Annotated in this window: 18 protein-coding genes, 1 tRNA gene and 1 pseudogene; 12 read left to right on the top strand and 8 right to left on the bottom strand. The window is 64.7% G+C overall.

Annotated elements, in window-relative coordinates:
- Positions 1-53 precede the first annotated feature (53 nt).
- The 4 genes from GT755_RS11915 to GT755_RS11900 form a co-directional block, all read right to left on the bottom strand.
- Complete coding sequence (locus GT755_RS11915; protein WP_161479776.1) at positions 54-1856, bottom strand: FtsK/SpoIIIE domain-containing protein; 1803 nt, start codon at positions 1854-1856, stop codon at positions 54-56.
- Complete coding sequence (locus tag GT755_RS11910; protein ID WP_161479775.1) at positions 1853-2245, bottom strand: hypothetical protein; 393 nt, start codon at positions 2243-2245, stop codon at positions 1853-1855. The genes GT755_RS11915 and GT755_RS11910 overlap by 4 nt, the downstream gene beginning before the upstream one ends.
- 129 nt (positions 2246-2374) lie before the next feature.
- The gene (locus GT755_RS11905; RefSeq protein WP_235966480.1) at positions 2375-2563 is read right to left on the bottom strand and encodes a hypothetical protein; all 189 of its coding nucleotides are present in this window, start codon (positions 2561-2563) and stop codon (positions 2375-2377) included.
- Between the two features lie 10 nt (positions 2564-2573).
- Complete coding sequence (locus GT755_RS11900; protein ID WP_161479773.1) at positions 2574-2783, bottom strand: hypothetical protein; 210 nt, start codon at positions 2781-2783, stop codon at positions 2574-2576.
- 507 nt (positions 2784-3290) lie between these two features.
- On the opposite strand from GT755_RS11900, the gene GT755_RS11895 reads away from it, so the two are divergent.
- From GT755_RS11895 to GT755_RS11885, 3 genes are read left to right on the top strand one after another with little or no spacing between them, the layout of a single operon-like run.
- The gene (locus GT755_RS11895; protein ID WP_202609905.1) at positions 3291-4463 is read left to right on the top strand and encodes a hypothetical protein; all 1173 of its coding nucleotides are present in this window, start codon (positions 3291-3293) and stop codon (positions 4461-4463) included.
- 6 nt (positions 4464-4469) lie between these two features.
- Positions 4470-5039 (top strand): cysteine hydrolase, encoded by a 570-nt coding sequence (locus GT755_RS11890; protein ID WP_161479772.1) that lies wholly within the window; start codon positions 4470-4472, stop codon positions 5037-5039.
- Positions 5040-5057: 18 nt separating this feature from the next.
- Entirely contained in the window at positions 5058-6029 is a 972-nt protein-coding gene (locus GT755_RS11885) for a hypothetical protein (RefSeq protein ID WP_161479771.1), read from the top strand.
- Positions 6030-6069: 40 nt separating this feature from the next.
- Here the strand turns inward: GT755_RS11885 and GT755_RS11880 are convergent, their stop codons facing one another.
- Positions 6070-6498, bottom strand: a complete 429-nt coding sequence (locus GT755_RS11880; RefSeq protein ID WP_161479770.1) for a GntR family transcriptional regulator — start codon at positions 6496-6498, stop codon at positions 6070-6072.
- Positions 6499-7234: 736 nt separating this feature from the next.
- Here GT755_RS11880 and GT755_RS11875 point away from each other — a divergent pair.
- The 4 genes from GT755_RS11875 to GT755_RS11860 all read left to right on the top strand — a co-directional run bounded on the left by GT755_RS11875 (position 7235) and on the right by GT755_RS11860 (position 9753).
- The gene (locus GT755_RS11875) at positions 7235-7495 is read left to right on the top strand and encodes a GntR family transcriptional regulator (protein WP_328794305.1); all 261 of its coding nucleotides are present in this window, start codon (positions 7235-7237) and stop codon (positions 7493-7495) included.
- Positions 7496-7787: 292 nt separating this feature from the next.
- On the top strand, positions 7788-8720 hold the full coding sequence (locus GT755_RS11870; RefSeq protein ID WP_202609904.1) for a hypothetical protein: 933 nt from the start codon (positions 7788-7790) through the stop codon (positions 8718-8720).
- A 27-nt stretch (positions 8721-8747) separates the two neighbouring features.
- Positions 8748-9311, top strand: coding sequence for a hypothetical protein (locus GT755_RS11865; protein ID WP_161479769.1), 564 nt, complete (start codon positions 8748-8750; stop codon positions 9309-9311).
- 330 nt (positions 9312-9641) lie between these two features.
- Positions 9642-9753 (top strand) — tRNA-Leu (locus GT755_RS11860).
- A 305-nt stretch (positions 9754-10058) separates the two neighbouring features.
- Here the strand turns inward: GT755_RS11860 and GT755_RS11855 are convergent.
- Positions 10059-11921: a serine hydrolase gene (locus GT755_RS11855; RefSeq protein ID WP_161479768.1), complete on the bottom strand. Its 1863-nt coding sequence runs from the start codon at positions 11919-11921 to the stop codon at positions 10059-10061.
- A 394-nt stretch (positions 11922-12315) separates the two neighbouring features.
- Here GT755_RS11855 and GT755_RS11850 point away from each other — a divergent pair, with 394 nt between their 5' ends.
- Positions 12316-14304: an alpha/beta fold hydrolase gene (locus tag GT755_RS11850; protein WP_161479767.1), complete on the top strand. Its 1989-nt coding sequence runs from the start codon at positions 12316-12318 to the stop codon at positions 14302-14304.
- Between the two features lie 62 nt (positions 14305-14366).
- Here GT755_RS11850 and GT755_RS41085 read toward each other — a convergent pair whose 3' ends face one another.
- Together GT755_RS41085 and GT755_RS41080 are read right to left on the bottom strand one after the other, a co-directional pair.
- Positions 14367-14741, bottom strand: coding sequence for an MmyB family transcriptional regulator (locus tag GT755_RS41085; RefSeq protein ID WP_328794304.1), 375 nt, complete (start codon positions 14739-14741; stop codon positions 14367-14369).
- A 101-nt stretch (positions 14742-14842) separates the two neighbouring features.
- Positions 14843-15220 (bottom strand): annotated as a pseudogene (locus tag GT755_RS41080) (helix-turn-helix domain-containing protein); the annotation flags it as partial.
- A gap of 155 nt (positions 15221-15375) precedes the next feature.
- On the opposite strand from GT755_RS41080, the gene GT755_RS11840 reads away from it, so the two are divergent.
- From GT755_RS11840 to GT755_RS11825, 4 genes are all read left to right on the top strand, one after another.
- Positions 15376-16221, top strand: coding sequence for an SDR family NAD(P)-dependent oxidoreductase (locus GT755_RS11840; RefSeq protein ID WP_161479766.1), 846 nt, complete (start codon positions 15376-15378; stop codon positions 16219-16221).
- A 114-nt stretch (positions 16222-16335) separates the two neighbouring features.
- Positions 16336-16782 (top strand): (2Fe-2S)-binding protein, encoded by a 447-nt coding sequence (locus GT755_RS11835; RefSeq protein ID WP_161479765.1) that lies wholly within the window; start codon positions 16336-16338, stop codon positions 16780-16782.
- Positions 16775-17755 carry an FAD binding domain-containing protein gene (locus GT755_RS11830; RefSeq protein WP_161479764.1) on the top strand — a complete coding sequence of 327 codons (981 nt, stop codon included), beginning with the start codon at positions 16775-16777 and terminating at the stop codon, positions 17753-17755. The genes GT755_RS11835 and GT755_RS11830 overlap by 8 nt, the downstream gene beginning before the upstream one ends.
- Positions 17752-19959: a xanthine dehydrogenase family protein molybdopterin-binding subunit gene (locus GT755_RS11825; RefSeq protein WP_161479763.1), complete on the top strand. Its 2208-nt coding sequence runs from the start codon at positions 17752-17754 to the stop codon at positions 19957-19959. The genes GT755_RS11830 and GT755_RS11825 overlap by 4 nt, the downstream gene beginning before the upstream one ends.
- Positions 19960-20005: the final 46 nt, after the last annotated feature.

Raw genomic sequence — 20005 nt, 5'->3', positions numbered from 1 at the left:
CAGACGCGCGCGAGACGGAGACGTAGACAAACCCCTGAGACGATTACGTGGAGTTAGTCGGCGGAGGGATCGGCACGCCATCGGCCTCGGGCGACTTGGATCACGCGGCCGGCGTCGGCGTGCTCGCGGAGTCGCTTGTAGAGCCATGGGCGGCTCATGCCGGTTGCGTCGATCAGTTCGCCCAGAGTCGCGCCTTGTTCGGGTGCCTCGCGCAGCGCGGCCCACAGAGTTTCTTCCGCGCCTTCGTGGTTGCCGTTGCGGCCGTGCCTGCCCTGAGGTTCTGCGGTGGATTGAGGCCCTCGTTCGAGGGCGACCAGGGAGACCGGATCGAGGGACGGCCGTCTCTCGGCGTGCCGTTCGGCCGTGGCTTGCACCGTGGCGTCGTCGAGAAGGTAGGTCCGGGCGCGGCGTGGGGTGTCGTGTTCGGGTGCGCTGATGAGGAACTTGCCGGGTGCGTCGAGGCGGTCGGCGTGCCAGCCGGCTTTGTGCATGCCCTGGCCCAGGATCAGGTCTGCGTCACGGCGTTCCCTGACTCTGAACGAGACGCGTACGTCCATCTGTGAGCGAACGGCACTGTTGCCCATGGCCTTCTGGGATGGCCGTTGCGTTGCCGCGACCAGGGTCACGGCAACGGCGCGTCCGCGACGGGCGATCGAGTCGGCGCTCACGATCGCCTCGGGTGCGTCGTCGGCGAGTTCGGCGTACTCGTCGACCACGATGACGAGCGCGGGGGCCTCGGGGGTGGGCTCCCAGACCCGTACACCGTTCATGGCGAGCATTTCGGCGCGGCCGTCGAGGATGGCAACCGCATCGTTGAGCAGCTCGTCTGCTTCGCGGGGTGTGGTGGCGATGCGGTCGAGGCAGGACGCCCACGGCAGTAGCTCCATGCCGCGTTTGAGGTCGACGCCCCACACGATCACGTCCGGGCAGGCTGTCAGGTTGCCCATGATGACGTTCACCCCGCCGCTCTTGCCGGCACCCGCCACACCGCCGACCAGGCCGTGACGGCGGTTCAGAGAGACGGTTACCGGGGTGCCGTCTTCGAAGACGCCCAGTTCGATCGGTTCGGTGATCGAGGTGATCGCCGGTCCTGGCCATACGATGGCGTCGGCGTGTGGGTCGGTCTCGATCACCCGTAGTTCCAGCCGGTTGGCGCGTTCGGGGATCGGCTGGATTCGCGCCGCGCCGCGTCGGGTGCCCAGGGCCGATTCCAGCGCGGGGAGTTTGGCCATGGCGTCCTCTACGGTCTGGCCTCGGGCCAGAGCGACGCGGGCACGGTATCCCCACAAGTCGATGACGGCCGATTGGATGCGTGAGCCGGCCAGTCCGATCGATTGGGCGATCTCCGGCCAGGCGGCCAGGGTGCGCTCTACTCGTACACGGGCGCGTCTTCGGCGATGCGCCCACCACGGTAGAGCGATCAGCGTCCCGCCGACGATCAGCAGGAGCGGAAGCGGTGCGGAGCCGGGTCCGAGCGCTGTTGCCGCGCTGATCCAACCGCCGGTGCACAGGACCCAGACGACGGCGTAGGCCCGTTCGGCACCGCGTCTGAGGCCCACGAGGTAACCGAAGAGGGCGACCAGCCAGGCCGTCATGCCCGTGATGGCCAGGACGGTCTTCCACGACTCGGGGTTGTTGATGTGGAGCAGTACGGCGATGGCTTCCGCCAGGACTGCGACGGCGATGGGCGCGAGTTCGGAGCGGTAGCGCCACAGCCACGAGCAGATGACCACGATCGCGGCCGATCCGAACGAGGCGTGTTCGGTCATCAGCATGACCGGCTCGACGCCGGCGCGGCGCATGCGTCGGGCGTGCCGGCGCATCTGGTGGCGGGTGAGGCGTCGGTGGGCGGTCATCGAGGCCCACCCGGGTACGGGTAGCGGTAGCGGCCAGTGGCCGCAGGTGCGGCGGGAGGAGGGCCTTCCGCGGAGAGCTCATCGCGCAGGTAGTAGAGCGGGTCCGGCTCTCCCTCGCGGTGGGCGGAGAGGGTGGCGTGGGCGGCGGCCGTGAGGTTCGCGTGGTCCAGCCGTAGGGCGTCGATGCGGCGGGAGAGGCGTTCGATCTCGGCGCAGAGAACGGGGATGAGGTTCAGGACGCTCATGACGGTGCGGCCGTCTTCGGTGAGCTGGAGCATGCCGCGCAGTCGAGGGCGGCTGGCGATCAGGTCGAGGGCCTGGCGGTGTCGGGCGCGGGCCTCCTGAAGGTCAACGAGTGAGCGGTTCGGCGTGGGGGTCGTGAGGATCACCTCCATGGGTCGTGGACGGGTGGCACCAGTCCGGGTAACGGGTCTGAGCGGTGTACGTGTCTCGCATGATCGATTCCTTCTGTGGTGGTGACGGGTGAAGCCTGGCCAGGCTGTGAGCGTGGGTGGGTGTCAGGAGATGCCGAACACGGTCGCCAGGACGATCGAGATGAACCGGCGCACCTCCGGGGCGGCGGCGGTCTCCGAGAGGTAGAAGCCGAACAGGATGCACAGGAGCGCGTGGGTGAACCGCAGGTAGGTGAAGCGGAGCGCGATGAACACCGCCAGGCCCAGCAGGAGCACGAGGGAGATCGAGATCATCAAGGTGTAGTCACCTCCTTCCGTAGGTCACGGGGCGCTGGTCGATGTCGTCGATCACGTGCAGTCCCATCGCGCGCCTGGAGATCGACGCCGTGGCGGTGCGGTGGGTGCGTGACCGGCTCGCGGCTCTGTCCTCTCGCTTCATGACGATCACCGCTTGGACGAAGCCGGCCATGGCCAGGGCCATCCCGAACACGGCGATCGAGACGATCACGAACATGGGACGTACTCCTCTTGGCGCTAGTGGGGGGTCATGCGACGAAGCCAGCGGAAACGCCGGACGCACTTGCGGCAGCAGCCGCCGATCTGGTGCGTGAGGGCGCCGCACGGGCACCGGTCCGCGTAGGTGCCGCCGATCGGGATCCTCAAAGTCCGTTCACCTCCCTTCCACGTCGGTGGTCTCGCGTGGGGGGTTGAGGCGTTCGGCGGGGAGATCGCCGGGTTGGGGGAAATCGCGAAATCTTCGATGCCGAAAGTGGAAGGATCGATACAGGACGGGACAGGTTGAGTGCGGCCCGTCTAGCCTTGACAAGTCCCCGACAATCCCCAGTTATGGGCAGGTCAGATGACGTGCAACCGGCACCAGGCGATTTCCGGAAGTCCCGCGAACTCCTTTGCGGTGGAGCTCTGCGGCTGTTTGGGCGGTGTCTCTGTGTCATGTCTTCAGCTTCGGAGTTGGGGCTCCTGACCGGCAGATGACAGGACTGGACACGAGAGGACACGACTGATGTCCGAAGTTCCCCTGTCTCGGGAGACGAGCAGGCGATTAGAGCCGAACCGCGTCTTAACCGCAGCACGTCAGAAGCTCGGATGGAGCAGGCGGCGCGCGGCCCAGGAGTTGCATCGTTTGGGTGCGACGCGCGGGTTACCGGAGCTCGATTCGATCGAGAAGACGATCTACCGCCATGAGTCCGGGAAGGCCCACTGTCAGGACCCGCTCTACATTGAGCTGTACTGCGCGATCTACAAGGCCACGACGCAAGAACTGTTCGGGGCGATCGAGCCGGCGCAGACATCGCCGCGACCGCTGTCCGGGGTTCGGTCGCACAAATTCATCCCGGCCTATATCGGGGCCTCGCGCGTCGCGGCGCTGATCGAGCGGGCGTCGGCTACTCCTACCGATGCGACGTTCGGTCTGGAATGCCATCGCGTTGACGTGCCCAACGTCCACGGCAAGTGCGCGCTCTACCTCTGGCCGTTCGGGGTGGCCATGTTCCATCTCGTCGAGGAACTGGAGCTACCTAACCTCGCGAACTTGGCGATATGGCGTCGGCAGACCTACGCCCGTGACCTGGAGTGGGCATCGGGTTATCTGTCCGAGGCATTGTCGGCATCGGCTCATGCGTCTTATGTCCTGAGCGCGTATTGGGTTCATGCTCCGTCATGGCAGGCCCATGAGCTGGACACTGCGCTCCGCATCATGTGCATCCCGAGGATTCTGCATGAGCGGGACTCGGAGATGTCGCCATCGTCACTCGCGCACGCTGAATTGGTCGAGCGCTCTTTGCTGGCCGATGGCTTCGAACATTCCGAAATGGTGTCGTACGGATTCAAGGGAATCTCGATCGGATACGCGTCATGGTCGGGTGTCGTTTATTACCCCACAGCGCCACGTCGAGCCCTGGCAGAACACGAGATCGTCAACGTCGAACTCGCCACACAGGCAATGTGGTCGTACTGCGAGTTCATCAACACGCAGATCGAGCAAGGGCGAGACCCGCACGTCGCCGATGAATACGGCTGGCGCTTTCTGCGTGGTGCGCGTTCCCGGCTGCTTAACGCCCGTCCGCAAGAGACCGAATATCACAAGTGCATGCGCATGGCCATCTTGGAGACGAGCGGCACACCGGACCGCTTATCCGAGGCCATCGAGATTATCCGCGAAACCAGGGAGAGGTAAGGCCCCATGTTCGACAGGTCTTCGGTGTTGGTCATCATTGACGCGCAGAACGGGTTCATCACGGAACATTCCAAGCCTGCAATATCGGTGATCGCTTCCCTGGTGGATAGGTGGCAAGCCTCGGGTGGGTCGGTGGTGTTCACCCGGTACATCAATTACGACGGCAGCCCTTATGAGCGTCTGATCCGATGGTCGAAGGTGAAGAGTTCTCCTGAGATCGACATCGTTCCGGAGTTGCTCCCAATGGCCGACAAGGCGACGGCTGTTCTAGACAAGACCATCTACAGTTTCTTCAGCGAGGAAGGCGACCGGCTCGCACAGGAATACGGATGGAAGGACTTCTACGTCTGCGGGCTCGACACGGAGAGCTGCGTGCTCAAGACTGTCGTTGACGCGTTCGAGCGGGATTGTACTCCCTGGCTTATCGCGGACGCTTCCGCGAGCCACGCGGGGCAGGCCGCTCACGATGCGGGGATCTTCGTCGCCTCGCGCTTCGTCGGCAAGGGGCAGATCATCACGACCACAGATATCCCATGGGGAACGCTAATGGGTATTCCAGAAGAAGTTCCGAACTAATCAGAACAGGGCAAAAGTATGAAATTTCAGCTCCCCAATCTTAGCGAATCAGATCTTGTTCGACTAGTATCGGCAATTTACCGAATACAATACCCGGAGATCGATCTGCTCCACGAACAAAGGCTTGGCCACCAATCAAGGCCCGATCTATTAGCTCTCGGAGAAAATCCGCAAATCATAGAACTGGCCAGAATTACACCGCAAACAAGGCATAGAATCAAAGATAGAATCGATCAGCTCCTAAGGTATCGCGAGGCATTTCGAGAGAAGTATCCAGACTTGCCAAGTCCGCAGCTGGTCATGGTTACACCGGAAACTCTCACATCCCGATACATAGACCAACTAGCCGAGCAAGAAATCACGGTTCTTGATGGGACGTGGTTAGAAACCGTACTGTCCAACCATCCTTACATTGCTGACCATTTTCTTGCCAGACATAGTTTCGACCCAGAGCAACCTAGCGATATAGCGGAGACTCTGCTTGCACGGCTGAACTCTGTCAGATGCGGCCGTACAGAGTGGTACGCATATCAGAAATTATGTGCAGAGATACTGGAATTCCTCTTCTTTCCACCCCTTGAACGGCCCATACTTGAAGTTCGAAATGAAACAAAAACCAATCGCCGCGATATCGTGATACCCAACTACTGCAACTCGGGATTCTTCCACTTTTTACGTGTGCACTATCGAGCCGACTATATCGTTGCAGACGCAAAAAATTACTGCAAGTCAATCGGAAAGGATGAGGTGTTACAGCTAGTAAATTACCTCACCGAAAAAGGTCCCGGCCTCTTCGGGATTGTCATTAGCCGCAACGAGCCCGACTCGACAGCAGTAATGGTTCGGCGTGAGCAATGGGTATTGGACGGCAAGATGATTATTTTTCTCACTGACGTGGACATGACGCAGATGATTACATCTAAGCGTCATGGCGGCGACCCTAGTACGGTAATCCGCCAAAAAATCGAAGATTTCCGCCTGGCGATATAATGTGCCGACAGTGATTCAAGTCGCGAAAGTGATCCATGAATCACGGATAGGGACAAACAAACCGTCCGCTGCCAGCCTTAACGGCAATCAAACCGTCGCTTTGCAGGAGCGCCAGCGCTTGACGGATCGTGTAGCGCGAGACGGCGTACCGCCTACAAAGAGCTGCTTCGCTCGGTATAATATCCCCCATCCGCAGCTCCCTGTCTCGAATTTTTCTACGTAGATCCGCCGCGATAGCCGAGTACAGGTATTGCGGAGCCCTAAGGCACTTCTTTACAGCGCGCCCTTTTGCTGGGATAACAACGATCAAGCCTTCACTCTCAAGCAGGCCGAGAGCTCGTCTTATTGTGGAACGAGCGACACCGAACTCCCGACAGAGGGCTGCCTCAGAAGGCAGCAAGGCACCATCCGGGTAAACGCACGCTTGAACCCGATCTTTTATGATGCTGGCGATACGCTGATAAGCCATAGATTTCCTTAGCCGATAGAACCGCGAGTTAGCCCATCGTCGTTTCGTGCGAACTGTAGAATTCTTGACGAAGCTTGCACGCTGAGAGCAGATATCGAGTTATCTCGACCTCTACCCCAGCTAAATACCCACTCGTTGTACTGCAGGGTTGCCATCACCCGTAAAGGACCCACAGCCCTAGGGATCTCTAAATATGGCTCCTGTCCCGGCGATAACTTGACCGATACTCCAAGCCCAGAAATTCGCAGGTCCCATGCCAATCGCATGAGATGGATGAACCGGTCCCGATTAGCATCAGTCATGCTGAGTTCACCCTTCTAGAGCGTTAGTCGGAGACGATGATTTCCTGTGCGCGTTGCGGCTGCCTGGGACGCGGCCGTGAGTAAGTTTGTGCGCAATTGCCAGCTCGTCCCATAGGGCTCGGGCTTCCCGATATAACCCTCTCCCCGTTTCCTCATATCCGTTCTGCTTGGTGTACCGGAGTATGAAATACATCCCGCCCTGGCATGCCCATTCATAAACTCCGCAGCACGCCGTTTCAGTCACTCGAAACCGATCGCTTCGGGCACTCTGGAACGGCACCCACACAGGCGTGATCTCCGTGCGCCCCTGACGGGATACCGGGTCAGGCATGCTCTCGGGAGTCACCATGCTCTTCACCGTAGTACACCATGCTATAGCACGCTAGGCATGTCGTATCTCGCTAGGCATGACATCACGTACTTAGCGTGTCTGCGTGGCTGATCAAGGGCTGGACTGGAAGCCGGGGATACCCCGATGGGTCCAGGTGTATGAGGACATCAAGGGGCAGATCGAGCGTGGGGAGTTCGCCGTCGGCGACCAGGTGCCGTCCGTTCTCGCCCTACAGGAGATCTACGGCATCGCCACAGCGACGGGCCAGAAGGTTCATCGTGCGCTGCGCCAGGATGGGCTCATTCGAACGGAGCCAGGGATGGGGAGCTTCGTGATCGAACCGCCTGCCACAAGCGATGGGTAGCAAGTAGAAAGGCAACCGCCGATAACGTCGGTGGCATGTCAACTCGGGCAGCGCAGAGCAGGTCAGATTCCCCACGCGCTTGCTAGGACCTAGCGCCGGCTTATTGATCTTGGGTCGCCCGGCTCTGCCGAGTACTGCGCGGGTGGCATGGCCTAGTCGACAGCCAGAGGATACGCGACACCCTTCGCCGTAAATCATGCCAATAGGGACAAGTCTGCATCATTTGCCTAGCAAGTAGCCCATACACCGACGAGCCAGTATCCTGTCGCGATAAACCGCAGAGGAGGGCTAAGTGGCCAAAACGCGGACACTAAAAGAACGTACAGTTTCCTTCTATGAGATTGTCGTCTCCGAGTCTGGAACACAGCGCCGCTACCCCCAATTTGCGTGGGAGGAGTTTCTTGCCGCACAGGCCCGGTCCACCGTCGGCGAGAGGACGTTCGATGGGAACGAGCGGCTAGTCGGAAACACCACCACCATTGAAGAGGAAGATCACCTTCTTCTTCACCGGGTCAAGGGGCAGGGCGAGTGGCTCTCGGTAATGAACTGGGATACAGGGGAATGGCGCGAGCTTGAGTCAAAAGCCAGCGAAGGATATCTGGAAACGTCCGTTATCTGCTTTCTTCCGTTCGGCAACATCGTAGGCATTATGCAGGGGTCGACCAGCGCCCCTAGCCACAAAGCCCTTGAGTCATGGCTCAATGCGATGAAGGTATTTGGTCAAGCCGACCTCACCGTACGAGCGCTGATTTCACCCGCCCAGATCGACCGCCTTCGCAAGGCTGAAGGCGCGAACAAGATTGAAATCAGGATGGGCGCACGTAAAATCGATGCGCTCAACGATAGAAACGGCCGTCTCGCGGGCTTTCTGAAGAGGGCCAGGCAAGACTACGGAGATATCAACGTAACCTTGATCATCTCCGTGCCCAAAGGTAAGGGGCGCTCCGAGGACAGGCAGGGGCTGCTGAACGATTTAATCGATCTTGAGCATGTGATGCCAGGGTCAGCGGACAAGGCCAGGGCTACGCTCGTCTATGCTGAGCCCTCCGGAGCCGAGTACACGCAGCTAGCCGAGTTCGTCGAGCACCATGTCACAGCCAAGCGCCGGGTACCCGCAGTCGACACAGAGGGCAACTCGATCCGGATTTTGTCGGCGGTAGATGCGATCCTAGGCGTAGCAGCTGAACATGAGGCAGAGCTTCGGCTAGCAGTCAGCACCGACTAGCTGGGGCCATCACCGAAGGGCGGCGACGTGCGGCGACTACGGATCTCCCTGGTCGGCTGGTGGTCCGATAACCCTTGGATCGATTACATCCTGGCCGCAACGATTCTAGCCTTCCACCTTCTCGTGGTTAATCGGTATAAACGGGGCGACTTCCTTTCATGGATCACCCTGGATCAACGTCTCGGAGTCTATGAAACAGGGGCAACAGTAATATCAGTACTCGGCGGCCTAAGCGCGATCGCTGCCACTGTGTATATGGCAGCGACCGGCCAACGAGCACGCAAAGCGCGCCTCCATTTCGCCGAGGAATTGCGGCGCAACTGGACATATCTACTCGTCAATGTTGGCGCTTCGGCCCTAATTTGCCTGTGCGCTCAGGCGCTCGACAATAATCACGATCCGCACTCCATGCGCTTTTCCTTTGAATATGCTATATTGTTAGCCATATTCAGCTTTTCTCGTCTTGTGTGGCTATTCGATTCAGTTATGGCCATCTCGAACATGGATGCTGCGGAAATCTCCGTCACTGAAGCGCCGCCGTTGAATCCCGTTTGGAAAAGCAAGCTGAAGCGCGACAGTCTGTCAGGCTGACAGTCCCGACGCCTGTCTACGCACGGGCTGCCCGGTTTCAAGCACACTGCCAGATTCTGTGTGCAAGATTCCGGTACGCCCCTGACATGCTTGCTTGCTGTTCCTTGCTCCACAGCGCATGCCGGCTACAACAGTCAAGATCGTCGCTGGGCAAGTCGTAGCGAACCCTTAGAGTGCAAGCGCTCTTGGGATTGGCAGCAATCAGCGACGCTAGACACTGCGCCAGTTGATCTCCAAGTCAAGAGGATCTCCTCCCTCTCGGCGGGAGCCTCGGGAGCCACCAGTGGGAGCCACCACCCTCAGGGTCCCTCCGACAGCACCCGTCCTCTTCAGGGTGTTATAGCTGTTGAGAGGCACCCCGATCGACGTCACGCGACCCTCGCAGACAGCCTGGTCTTCCTTCGGGACGAAGAGGTCGTGGGTTCAAATCCCGCCACCCCGACGGTGTAGTACCAGGTAAAGGTCTGATCCATTTGATGGGTCGGGCCTTTTTCTGTTGCCGAGAGGACTTTCTCCGTTTGGTTTCGCGTCAGGGCCTTCCTTGCCCGTGGGCGTGGTCACCACCTGAGCTTGCCGGATGCCCGACTTCATCGCATGACTAGCCATGATGAGCTTGTCTACATCTGGACTGCCCGACGATTGAGCGGCTCAGGACGGATCGCCGCAAGCGTGGCTGACACGATCTGCCGAGCAGATCTCAGGCGTTCCATGACGTCGGCCGGTCGCCCCTGGCCCAACAGCCGGAGTTCAGAGAGGCAGACCTGTCGGCCAATGATCGACCTGGTCGTGTATGGCTTCCACCAGCTTGGAGAGCCCCGCGTTGGTGTCCAGCGGATCGGAGGCGTCCTTGAGGTACCGCGTGTTGATCAATGCCGCCACGCCGAATCCTCCGATGCGCCGCAGGAGCGAGGTGCTTCCCGGAAGGTCTCCGCCGTGACCCCACCTGGACCCGTGGACCGACCACCCGCAGGCGTAGCCGTTCGAGTCCGCCAGCCCCGAGGGCTTGGTCATGTAGGTGACCCAGTCGGGGTCGAGAATGTCCGGCGGGGTGGCGGACCCGTCCACCCGTGCGAGGAAACGCAGCAGGTCGCTCGCCGTGGCCAGCCAGCCGCCGTGCGCGTCCATCCGGGTCACGGCCATGCCGTATGGGTCGCCCTCGTTCTGGTCGTAGTAGAGGACCTCGCCGGGACGCCGGTCGGCCAGGGTGTCGCCCGCCAGTTCCATGCCGACGATCCCACATGGGGCCAGGACCTCCCGCCGTACGTAAGCCTCGTACGACTCGCCGGTCACCTCCTCGATGACCCGCCCGAGCACGCAGTAACCGAAGTTGGAATAGGCGTAGTGGGTTCCGGGATCATGATTCAGCGGCCGGTTCGCCAGCACCGACGTGATGAGTTGCTGATGGTCGAGTGAGATGTCGCCGAACATCGGATCGTCGGGCCGGTACGGCCAGCCGCCGCAGGAGTGCTGCAGCAGGTGCAGCACGATGATGTCCTCGACTCTGGGATCGGCTGGCATGCCGAACCCCGCCAGATGCCCGCTGTCCCCGAAGACCAGGTCGATCGGGCTGAGCCTGCCCGTCTCCGCGAGCTTCATGACGGCGGCTGACGTGATCGGCTTGGCCACGCTCGCGATCCGGAACCGGCTCGCGGCCGTCACCTTCTCGCCGCTCGCCCGGTCCGCGACGCCGTACCCTTCGGCGTGCACCAACCGTCCGCCGATAGTGATCGCCAGCGACAACCCCGGCACGTTGTAGTACTTCATGAACTTCTCGACCAGGCCTTCGATGACCGGGGCCGCCTCACGCTTCTCCCAGATCGGGCAGAACCGCTGCGCCGCGGCCGATCCGAAACCGGCGGAGAATCCTCCCACCGACACCGGCCGATACTTCTCCCGTTCGTAGTGCTCGACCTCGGACTTGAAGGCGCTGACATCGAGGTTGTGCCGCGCGGAGAACGGCCGCCCCACGCTCCTTCGCCAGAGCGAGGTGAAGTGGTCGAGACGGTCGTAGGTGGAATTCGGAACGCTGAATCCGATGGCGCGAACCGGCCGGTAATGGTCTCGGTCCATTCCGTCGAAAAGGTTCTGGTAATTGGCGGCGGACACCTGTGGCTGGATCCAGTCCCAACGGGTGTCGTATCCGGGCCACCCCTCGAAGACGACGGAACAGTAAACGCCGTCATCCATTCGGTATCCGCTGATGTCAACGGGAACGTAACCGTTCCTTCTGTGCTCCTTCACAAGCGTATATAGATCGGAGAGCCCGACCACGTGATACGACGTCCACAGCGGATGCCCCGCGCGCTCCTCCTTCTCCCAGACGGTGGCGAAGTAGACTTTTGCGCCGACGTTATAGCCATTGACGATGACAGGCCGGAAGCCGGCGGCTTTGCGCTCGTCATAGACCGTCAGATATTTGTCGAACGGAATTTGATGATCCGTCCACTGTTGAGGACCGGACCCGCGTTCCCAGATCGCCGCGTAATGTGCCTGACCAGCGATGTCATAGCCGCAGACGTCCACGATCCGCAAGCCCAACACGACAGAGTATTGATCGTAAGCCTGCCGGAACTTGTCGTAAGTAAGATCCCACCGAATATAGGCGGCCATTCAGCACCCCCGAGCGCCGTTATGCGGTCCTGTACCCACGGCGCATCCCTCTCTATCCCGGTGCCGGAAGGCACCGGGGCGAGCGCACTACCAGCCCCATGCGCGGCGACACAACGCTGAACTCGACACCCGCCCACAGGTCCAGGCCCCGACGACGGTGACCGGGACGGCCCGGTCCGCGCCGGTCAGCACGCTGAGCAACTCGCCATGTTCGGCTGCGAACGGGCGTTATGAGTGCCGCCGCGTACGGTTTGGACGCGTGACAGACCGTGTCGGCCGAACCCCACGATGGCGGCAGGGTAGTGCTGCCCCTACCTCCGATACACCGGCTGGCGTCAGCGAGCCGCCGACCCATTCGCACCAGACTCGCTCCTGACACACAGGAGAGGTCGGCATGAACACCTCCGGATCGACGCCCGCCAGAATCATCGCGCTGGCGACCATGACCCTCGCCACCCTTGCCCTCGGCTACCTGGGCGTCCGAGATACGACGACGCCGGCGGCCTCCCCCTCGGCCAAGGTCGGCGCACTGACCCTGAACCCCTGCACGTACGAGACTGAATCCGGAGCGCTCCCGGCGGACTGCGGCACCCTGACCGTGCCGGAGAACCACGACGTTCCCGGCTCTCGCTCGATCACGCTGCCGGTGAAGCGCATCCGGGCCACCGGGCCTGACCCGGCCGAGCCGATCTTCCGTCTCGGGGGCGGGCCCGGCCAGACGAACATGACCTTCAAGGAAGCCGCTCGCCTCTCTGACCGGCACGACATCGTCCTGGTCGGCTACCGCGGCATCGACGGTTCCTTCGTCCTCGACTGTCCTGAGGTGACCACGGCGATGCGGCACTCCGCCGACCTCGCCGGATCCGGCACGACCCGCCGCACCTCCCAGGCCTACGCCGACTGTGCCCGACGGCTGACCGAGGACGGCGCCGACCTCGACGGATACTCGCTGCCGCAGCGTGTGGAGGACCTGGAGGCCGTCCGCCGCGCACTGGGCTACCAGCGGATCAATCTGATCAGCCAGAGCATCGGGACCCGCACCGCCATGATCTACGCCTGGCGCCATCCGCGGTCCATCCACCGGTCGGTGATGATCGGCGTGAACCCGCCCGGCCACTTCCTCTGGGACCCCACCATCACGGACGACCAGCTCGCCCGATATGCGCGGCTGTGCGCCCAGGACCAGGCATGCGCGGCGCGCACCGAAGACCTCGCCGCCTCCATGGAGGCGACCGCCGCCCACCTGCCCGGCAGGTGGGGACCCTTGGCCGTCAAAAGCGGCAACGTCCGCGCCGCGACGCTGATCGGCATGGTCAACTCCACCCGATTCGCCGCACCGCTCAACGCGCCCTCGATACTCGACGCCTGGCTGGCCGCCGCCGAAGGCGATCCAAGCGGGCTCTGGGCCATCTCCCTGCTCGCCGATCTGACCATCCCGACGTCCTTCATCTGGGGAGAGTCCGCCGCGACCACCATGATCGACGCCGCGCCGGTCGACCGCTACTACGCCGCGGGGGGCGACCAGGGCTCGATCCTCGGCAACGCGGGCGCGGATCTGCTGTGGGCCGGCGGTGGCCTCACCAAGGCGTGGCCGTCCAGCCCCGACAACCGCGAATACCAGCAGGTCCGCCCGACCGACGTCGAAACGCTCCTGATCAGCGGCACCGTCGACTTCACCACACCCGCCGAACTGGCCACCAGAGAACTGCTGCCCGCACTGCGCAACAGCCACCAGGTGATCCTGGCCGAACTGGGGCACACCACCGACTTCTGGCGATACCAGCCTGAGGCCAACCGGCGGCTGCTGACCACCTTCTTCGACCACGGCAAGGCCGACACTTCCGGATACACCACCCACACGGTCGACTTCCAGGTCGGCCCGCTCAGCCTGCCGAACATCGCCAAGATCCTCGTAGGTTCGCTGACCGGCCTCACGCTGGCCGCCGCCGCCCTGCTCGCCGGGATGACCCGCCGGGTACGCCGCCGCGGTGGCTTCGGGCCCAGAACCGGCACCTGGCTGCGTGTGCTGACCCCGGTGATCCTCGGCCTCGGCGGCTGGTCCCTGGCCGTGCTGGCCGTGTCGATCCTCTGGCCGGCGGCCTACCTCGGCGACCCGCTCGTCGCCGTACCGCCCGTCGGCGCCGCCATCGGCTACGGCGCCTACTGCGCCTGGACCCGCCGCGACCGGACCTCCCGGCAACGGCACCGGGGCCTGGCCGCCGCACCGGCCGCGGCGCTCGCCGGAGCCTGGCTGGGGTTCGCCGCCGCGGATGGCCTCCCCGGCGTGATGACCGCGATCGTCGGCGCCGCCCTCGCCGCCAACCTCACCCTCCTCGCCCTCGACATGATCGGCGACCGCGTCACCCCACTGCCGGAGCGCTGATCCACCGTTCCGCCGATGGACCGCGGCCTTGAGATCGTCCGACCCGGGGAGCGGCTGATTGCTCAGACCCGGTCGCCGGACAGCGCCCAGCTGGTCAGAAGCCGCATGGCCTCGTGTGAAGCCGTTCCCGCCTCGGTGGTGTAGACGAACAGGGTCTGGTCCGGGTCGCCCGGCATCGTGAGCGTCTCGTACTCCACCGTGAGCTCCCCCACGACAGGGTGCCGCAGGCGTTTGGACCCGAAGGTCCGCTGATAGACCCCGTGCTCCTCCCACCACCGCCGGAACTCGGGACTGCGTTCGGAAAGCTCGGCCACCAGCTCCCCGGCGGCCCGGTCCCCAGGATCGTGCCCGACGTCCAGACGCAGGCTCTCCACGGCAGCGCGGGCCTGCACGTCCCAGTCGAGGAACAGGTCGCGGGCCTGGTCGGTGAGGAACATCCACCGGGCGTAGTTGCGCTCGCGGGGACGGAGGGCGTCGAAGTCGCTGATCTCAGGGCTCTGGCCATGCGGTTGGTGGCCAGGACGTCGGTCCTGCGGCCGAGGATCAGCGCGGGGGTGCCTTCGAGGGCGTCGAGGAACTGGTGCAGGCCGGGGCGCACCCTCTGCACGGTCGGGACGCGGCGGCGGGTCCCGGTGGCCGGTCCGATCAGGTGGCCGAGATGTTCGCGCCCGGCCGCGTCGAGGCCGAGTGCGCGGGCGATCGCGTCGAGGACCCCGGCCGACGGGGTGATGCGCCGTCCCTGTTCCAGCCGCGTGTAGTAGTCGGTGGACACCCCCGCCAGCAGCGCGACCTCCTCGCGTCGCAGGCCCGGGACCCGGCGGATGCGGTCATCGGCCGGGAGGCCCGCGCGGGAGGGGTCGACTCTGCTCCGGGCCCGTCGGAGAAAATCCGCGAGCTCCCTGTTCTCGGCCGCCATGGCCTCATCCTGCCAAAAAACGCCACGGGCGAGCCTGGATCGGCCGTACCTAGGACGCGGCGTCCCAGGACGCAGGGGGCCGGATATGGCGCCGGCTGGAGCCCTCCCGTGGCGAAGACTTGAGTCACGTCCCACCGCATGAAGGAGAGATTCACATGACCACCCCTGCGACCTGGTTCGTCACCGGCACGTCCCGCGGGCTCGGCCTGGAGCTCGTGCGCCAGCTGCTCGAAGCCGGTCACAACGTCACCGCGACCACCCGTTCCACCGAGCGCCTCACCGAGGCCCTGGCCGGGGTGGACACCTCCCGGCTGCTGGCCCTGGAGGTCGACCTCGCGGACGAGACCGCGGTCGCCGACGCGGTCCGCCGCACCACCGAGCGCTTCTCGCGCCTGGACGTGGTGGTCAACAACGCCGGTTACGGCTTCCTCGCCTCGGTCGAGGACACCACTGACGCCGACGCCAGGCGGATGTTCGACGTCCAGGTCTTCGGGGTCTGGAACGTCCTGCGGGCCGTGCTGCCGATCTTCCGGACGCAGAAGAGCGGCCACGTCGTGAACGTCTCGTCCGTGCTGGGCCTGGTCTCCGTCCCGGGCTGGGGTCTGTACTGCGCGGGCAAGTTCGCGCTGGAAGGCATGAGCGAGGCGCTCGCGGCCGAGGTCGCGGAGTTCGGCGTCAAGGTCACCCTCGTGGAGCCGGGCTACTTCCGCACCAGCTTCCTGACCACCGACTCGCTGGCCCTGCCGACCTCGACGACGGAGGGGTACGAGGCCATCCGCCAGATGACCGACGACCACCTGAACCTCCAGGGCAGCCAGCTCGGCGACCCCGTGAAGGGCGCCGCCGCGATCATCTCGCTCGTGGCGTCGGGCGACGGCCCGCTCCGCCGGCTCCTGGGGTCCGACGCCTACTCCTACGCCACCGGCAAGGTGCGGGCGCTCCAGGCGGACATCGAGGCCGGACGCGAACTGGCCCACAGCACCGACTTCCCGCAGTCCTGACACGAGCGTGCCAGGAGCAGGTCAGATCTCCCCCATGGGCGTGTTGATCCTCGTCCGTACACACTTGTGACGGTCCCCACCTCGATGGTTAGCGTCGCTACAAAGGGGGACCTCATGACCACGCTGACCGTCAACGGCACGGAATATCCGCTGGACCTGGCCGACCCCAGGGTCACTCTTCTCGACGCCCTCCGCGACAGGCTCGATCTCACCGGTACCAAGAAGGGCTGTGACCAGGGCGCCTGTGGCGCCTGCACGGTCCTCTCCGACGGCCGGCGCATCCTGGCGTGTCTCACGCTGGCGGCGCAGTGCGACGGCCGGGAGATCACCACGATCGAGGGCCTGGAGTCCCATCCGATGCAGGACGCGTTCGTCCGGCATGACGCCTTCCAGTGCGGCTACTGCACGTCGGGGCAGATCATGTCGGCCGTCGCGCTGCTGGGGGAGAACAGGGCCGGTACGGATGCCGACATCCGCGAGTACATGAGCGGCAACCTGTGCCGCTGCGGGGCCTACTCCAACATCGTCGCGGCCGTCCGGGAGGTGGCCCGGAATGCGTGAGTTCCGCTATGAGCGGCCGGCCACGGTCGCCGAGGCGATCAGGGCGGTCTCCCATGATCCGGAGGCCGACTTCCTGGCGGGCGGCACGACCGAGGTCGACCTGATGAAGGACGGCGTGTTCCATCCCGACCTGCTGGTCGACATCACCCGGCTGCCGCTGCGGGGGGTGCGCAGGAACGGCACGATGCTGCAGGTCGGGGCGCTGACCACCATGGAGGAGCTGGCGGCCGACCGCACCCTCGTGGAGCGGGCGCCCTTCGTCGTGGAGGCGCTGCTGCGGGGGGCGTCGGCGCAGCTGCGCAACATGGCGACCATCGGCGGCAACCTGCTCCAGCGCACCCGCTGCCGCTACTTCCGCGACCCGGCCGTGCCCGCGTGCAACAAGCGGGAGCCCGGGTCGGGCTGCGAGGCGGTCAACAGCGTGGCGCGCATGCACGCGATCCTCGGGGCGAGCCCCGCCTGCATCGCTCTGCACGCCTCCGACCTGGCGGTGCCCCTCGTGGCACTCGACGCGGTGGTGCACATCCAGAGCGAGGAGGGCGAGCGGCTCGTCCCGCTGACGCAGTTCTACCTGATGCCCGGCGAGACGCCGGACCGGGAGAACGTGCTGCGCCACGGCGAGCTCATCACCGCCATCGACATCCCGCTGCCGCCGCCGGGGACCCGGTCGATCTACCTGAAGATCCGCGACCGGGCCTCGTACGAGTTCGCGCTCACCTCCGCCGCCGTCGCGGTGATCATGGACGGTGGGGTGATCAAGGAGGCGCGGGTCGCCATGGGCGGGATCGGGACCATCCCGTGGCGCTGCTTCGAGGCCGAAGAGGTGCTGCGCGAGGCCCCCGCCACCCCCGACACCTTCCGGAGCGCGGCCGACGGCACGATCCGCGACCCGTTCGTCGTGCCGGGCACCGCGTTCAAGGTCGAACTGGCCAAGCGGACCCTGATCCGCGCCCTCACGGAGGTGACCTCGTGACGACGATCCAGCAGCCGCGCATCCTGGGGGCGGGCGTCAACCGCGTCGACGGCCCTCTCAAGGTGACCGGCCAGGCCAGATACCCCAACGACTTCAACCTGCCCGGCATGGCCTACGCCGCCGTGGTGCGCTCGACCATCCCCTCGGGGCGGATCAGGCGCATGGACACGACGGCGGCCGAGAAGTCGCCCGGCGTGCTAGAAGTGATCACCCACGAGAACGCCGACCACCTGGGCGAGGCGCCGCCGTCGTTCGTCAAGAACCCGCAGCCCCCGCTCCAGGACGACGTGATCCGCTTCTACGGCCAGTACATCGCCGTCGTCGTCGCCGACACCCAGCAGAACGCCACCGCCGCCGCGCGCCGGATCGAGGTCGAGTACGACCGCCACGAGGCCCTCCTCGACCCGCACGACCCCAGGGCCGAGCGCATCAAGGACCCGTGGGGGGAGGACACCGCCTGGGGCGACGTCAGGACGGCGCTCAACCGGGCCCCGGTGATGATCGACCAGACGTACACGACCTCGGAGAACACCAACAACCCGCTGGGGCTGTTCACCACCGTCGCGTCGTGGGACGGCGACACCCTGACCCTGCACGACTCCAACCAGTGGCCCAACATGATCCAGCAGGTGGTGGCCGCGATGTTCGGCGTCCCGAGAGACGCCGTGCGGGTGCTGACGCCGTTCGTCGGCGGCGGGTTCGGCGCCGGGCTGCGCTGCTGGTCGCACATCCCGCTCGCGGTGATGGCCGCCCGGCACGTCGGCCGCCCGGTGAAGCTGGAGCTGACCCGGCCCGAGATGTTCACCGGCCTCGGCCACCGCACCGCCAGCATCAACTGGATCAGGCTGGGCGCGACCCGCGACGGCCGGCTGACCGCGATCGAGCACGAGAGCCTCACCACGCTCCCGCTCGACGGCGACGAGTACGAGCCCTGCTCCTCGGTCTCCACCTGGTCCTACGCCAGCCCCAACGTCACCACCCGCGACCAGCAGGTCCGGCTGAACATCCCGTGGACGAACTTCATGCGCGCCCCAGGCGACGCCCAGGGCAACTTCGCGCTGGAGTCGGCCATCGACGAACTGGCGTGGGAGGTCGGGCTCGACCCGCTGGAGATACGCCTGCTGAACTACGCCGAGGTCGACCCGAAGACCGGGCGGCCGTGGTCGAGCAACGCGCTGCGGCAGTGCCTGGAGGTGGGCGCGCGGCGGTTCGGCTGGTCGGAGCGGAACCCGGAGATCCGGTCGATGCGCGACGGGCACGAGCTGGTCGGCTACGGCGTGGCCGGGGTGAGCTTCTTCTGGTACCAGCAGCCGTGTTCGGCCAGGGTGATCGTCAAGGGCGACGGCTCGGCGTACGTCCGCAGCGCGGTCACCGACATCGGGACCGGGACGTACACGATCATGGCCCAGCTCGCGGCCGGGCTGCTCGGACTGGAGGTCGACCAGGTCGAGATGCAGCTCGGCGACTCCTCGATGCCGGTGGGCACCGCCGCCGGCGGCTCGGGGCTCACGGCGGCGCTCGGCAGCGCCGTGCACGACGCCTGCGGGCGGCTGATCCAGAAGTTCGTCGACCTGGCCGGGACCGACCCGTTCTCGCCGCTGGCCAACGTGCCGTTCGAGGACATCGAGGTGTCGGAGGGCCGCCTGTTCCGCAAGGGCGAGCCGACGCGCGGCGAGTCGCTGGCCCGCATCCTGGCCGTCCACGGCCTGACCGAGTTGTCGGCCGACGGCAACTCGACGCCGAACTCACCCGAGCAGCTCGGGATGACCCCGGCCGGGGCACGCGGCGCCCGGTTCGTGGAGGTGCGCGTCGACGAGGACCTCGGGCGGATCAGGGTCGCCCGGATCGTCACGGTCAACGACGGCGGCCGGATCCTCAACGAGAAGCTGGCTCGCAGCCAGATCCTCGGCGGGACCGTCGGCGGCGTCGGGATGGCGCTGTTCGAGGAGACGGTGACCGACAAGGACACCGGCCGCATCGCGAACGCGACCTTCGGCGACTACCTGATCCCGGTGAACGCCGACATCCCCGACGTGCACATCGAGTTCGTGGGGGAACCCGACGCGTTCAACCCGATCGGGGTGAAGGGCGTCGGCGAGATCGGGCTGGTCGGCGTGGCGCCCGCCATCGCCAACGGGATCTTCCACGCGACCGGGAAGCGGATCAGGGCGCTGCCGATCACCATGGACATGCTCATGGACTGATCGCGGGTTGAGCGGCCGGAAAGCCGACTGCAAGCCGGAGTGCGCA

Source organism: Herbidospora solisilvae (assembly GCF_009901565.1).
GTDB lineage: Bacteria > Actinomycetota > Actinomycetes > Streptosporangiales > Streptosporangiaceae > Herbidospora > Herbidospora solisilvae.
The sequence above is the reverse complement of the archived record's forward strand: the minus strand, read 5'-3'. Positions and strand labels throughout refer to the sequence as shown.

What these genes read in the sequence shown, in the direction of transcription:
- GT755_RS11915 (WP_161479776.1), bottom strand. Translation starts at nt 1,856, where the DNA reads ATGACCGCCCACCGACGCCTCACCCGCCACCAGATGCGCCGGCACGCC.
- GT755_RS11905 (WP_235966480.1), bottom strand. Translation starts at nt 2,563, where the DNA reads ATGATCTCGATCTCCCTCGTGCTCCTGCTGGGCCTGGCGGTGTTCATC.
- GT755_RS11900 (WP_161479773.1), bottom strand. Translation starts at nt 2,783, where the DNA reads ATGTTCGTGATCGTCTCGATCGCCGTGTTCGGGATGGCCCTGGCCATG.
- GT755_RS11895 (WP_202609905.1), top strand. Translation starts at nt 3,291, where the DNA reads ATGTCCGAAGTTCCCCTGTCTCGGGAGACGAGCAGGCGATTAGAGCCG.
- GT755_RS11890 (WP_161479772.1), top strand. Translation starts at nt 4,470, where the DNA reads ATGTTCGACAGGTCTTCGGTGTTGGTCATCATTGACGCGCAGAACGGG.
- GT755_RS11885 (WP_161479771.1), top strand. Translation starts at nt 5,058, where the DNA reads ATGAAATTTCAGCTCCCCAATCTTAGCGAATCAGATCTTGTTCGACTA.
- GT755_RS11880 (WP_161479770.1), bottom strand. Translation starts at nt 6,498, where the DNA reads ATGGCTTATCAGCGTATCGCCAGCATCATAAAAGATCGGGTTCAAGCG.
- GT755_RS11855 (WP_161479768.1), bottom strand. Translation starts at nt 11,921, where the DNA reads ATGGCCGCCTATATTCGGTGGGATCTTACTTACGACAAGTTCCGGCAG.
- GT755_RS11850 (WP_161479767.1), top strand. Translation starts at nt 12,316, where the DNA reads ATGAACACCTCCGGATCGACGCCCGCCAGAATCATCGCGCTGGCGACC.
- GT755_RS41085 (WP_328794304.1), bottom strand. Translation starts at nt 14,741, where the DNA reads ATGTTCCTCACCGACCAGGCCCGCGACCTGTTCCTCGACTGGGACGTG.
- GT755_RS11840 (WP_161479766.1), top strand. Translation starts at nt 15,376, where the DNA reads ATGACCACCCCTGCGACCTGGTTCGTCACCGGCACGTCCCGCGGGCTC.
- GT755_RS11835 (WP_161479765.1), top strand. Translation starts at nt 16,336, where the DNA reads ATGACCACGCTGACCGTCAACGGCACGGAATATCCGCTGGACCTGGCC.
- GT755_RS11830 (WP_161479764.1), top strand. Translation starts at nt 16,775, where the DNA reads ATGCGTGAGTTCCGCTATGAGCGGCCGGCCACGGTCGCCGAGGCGATC.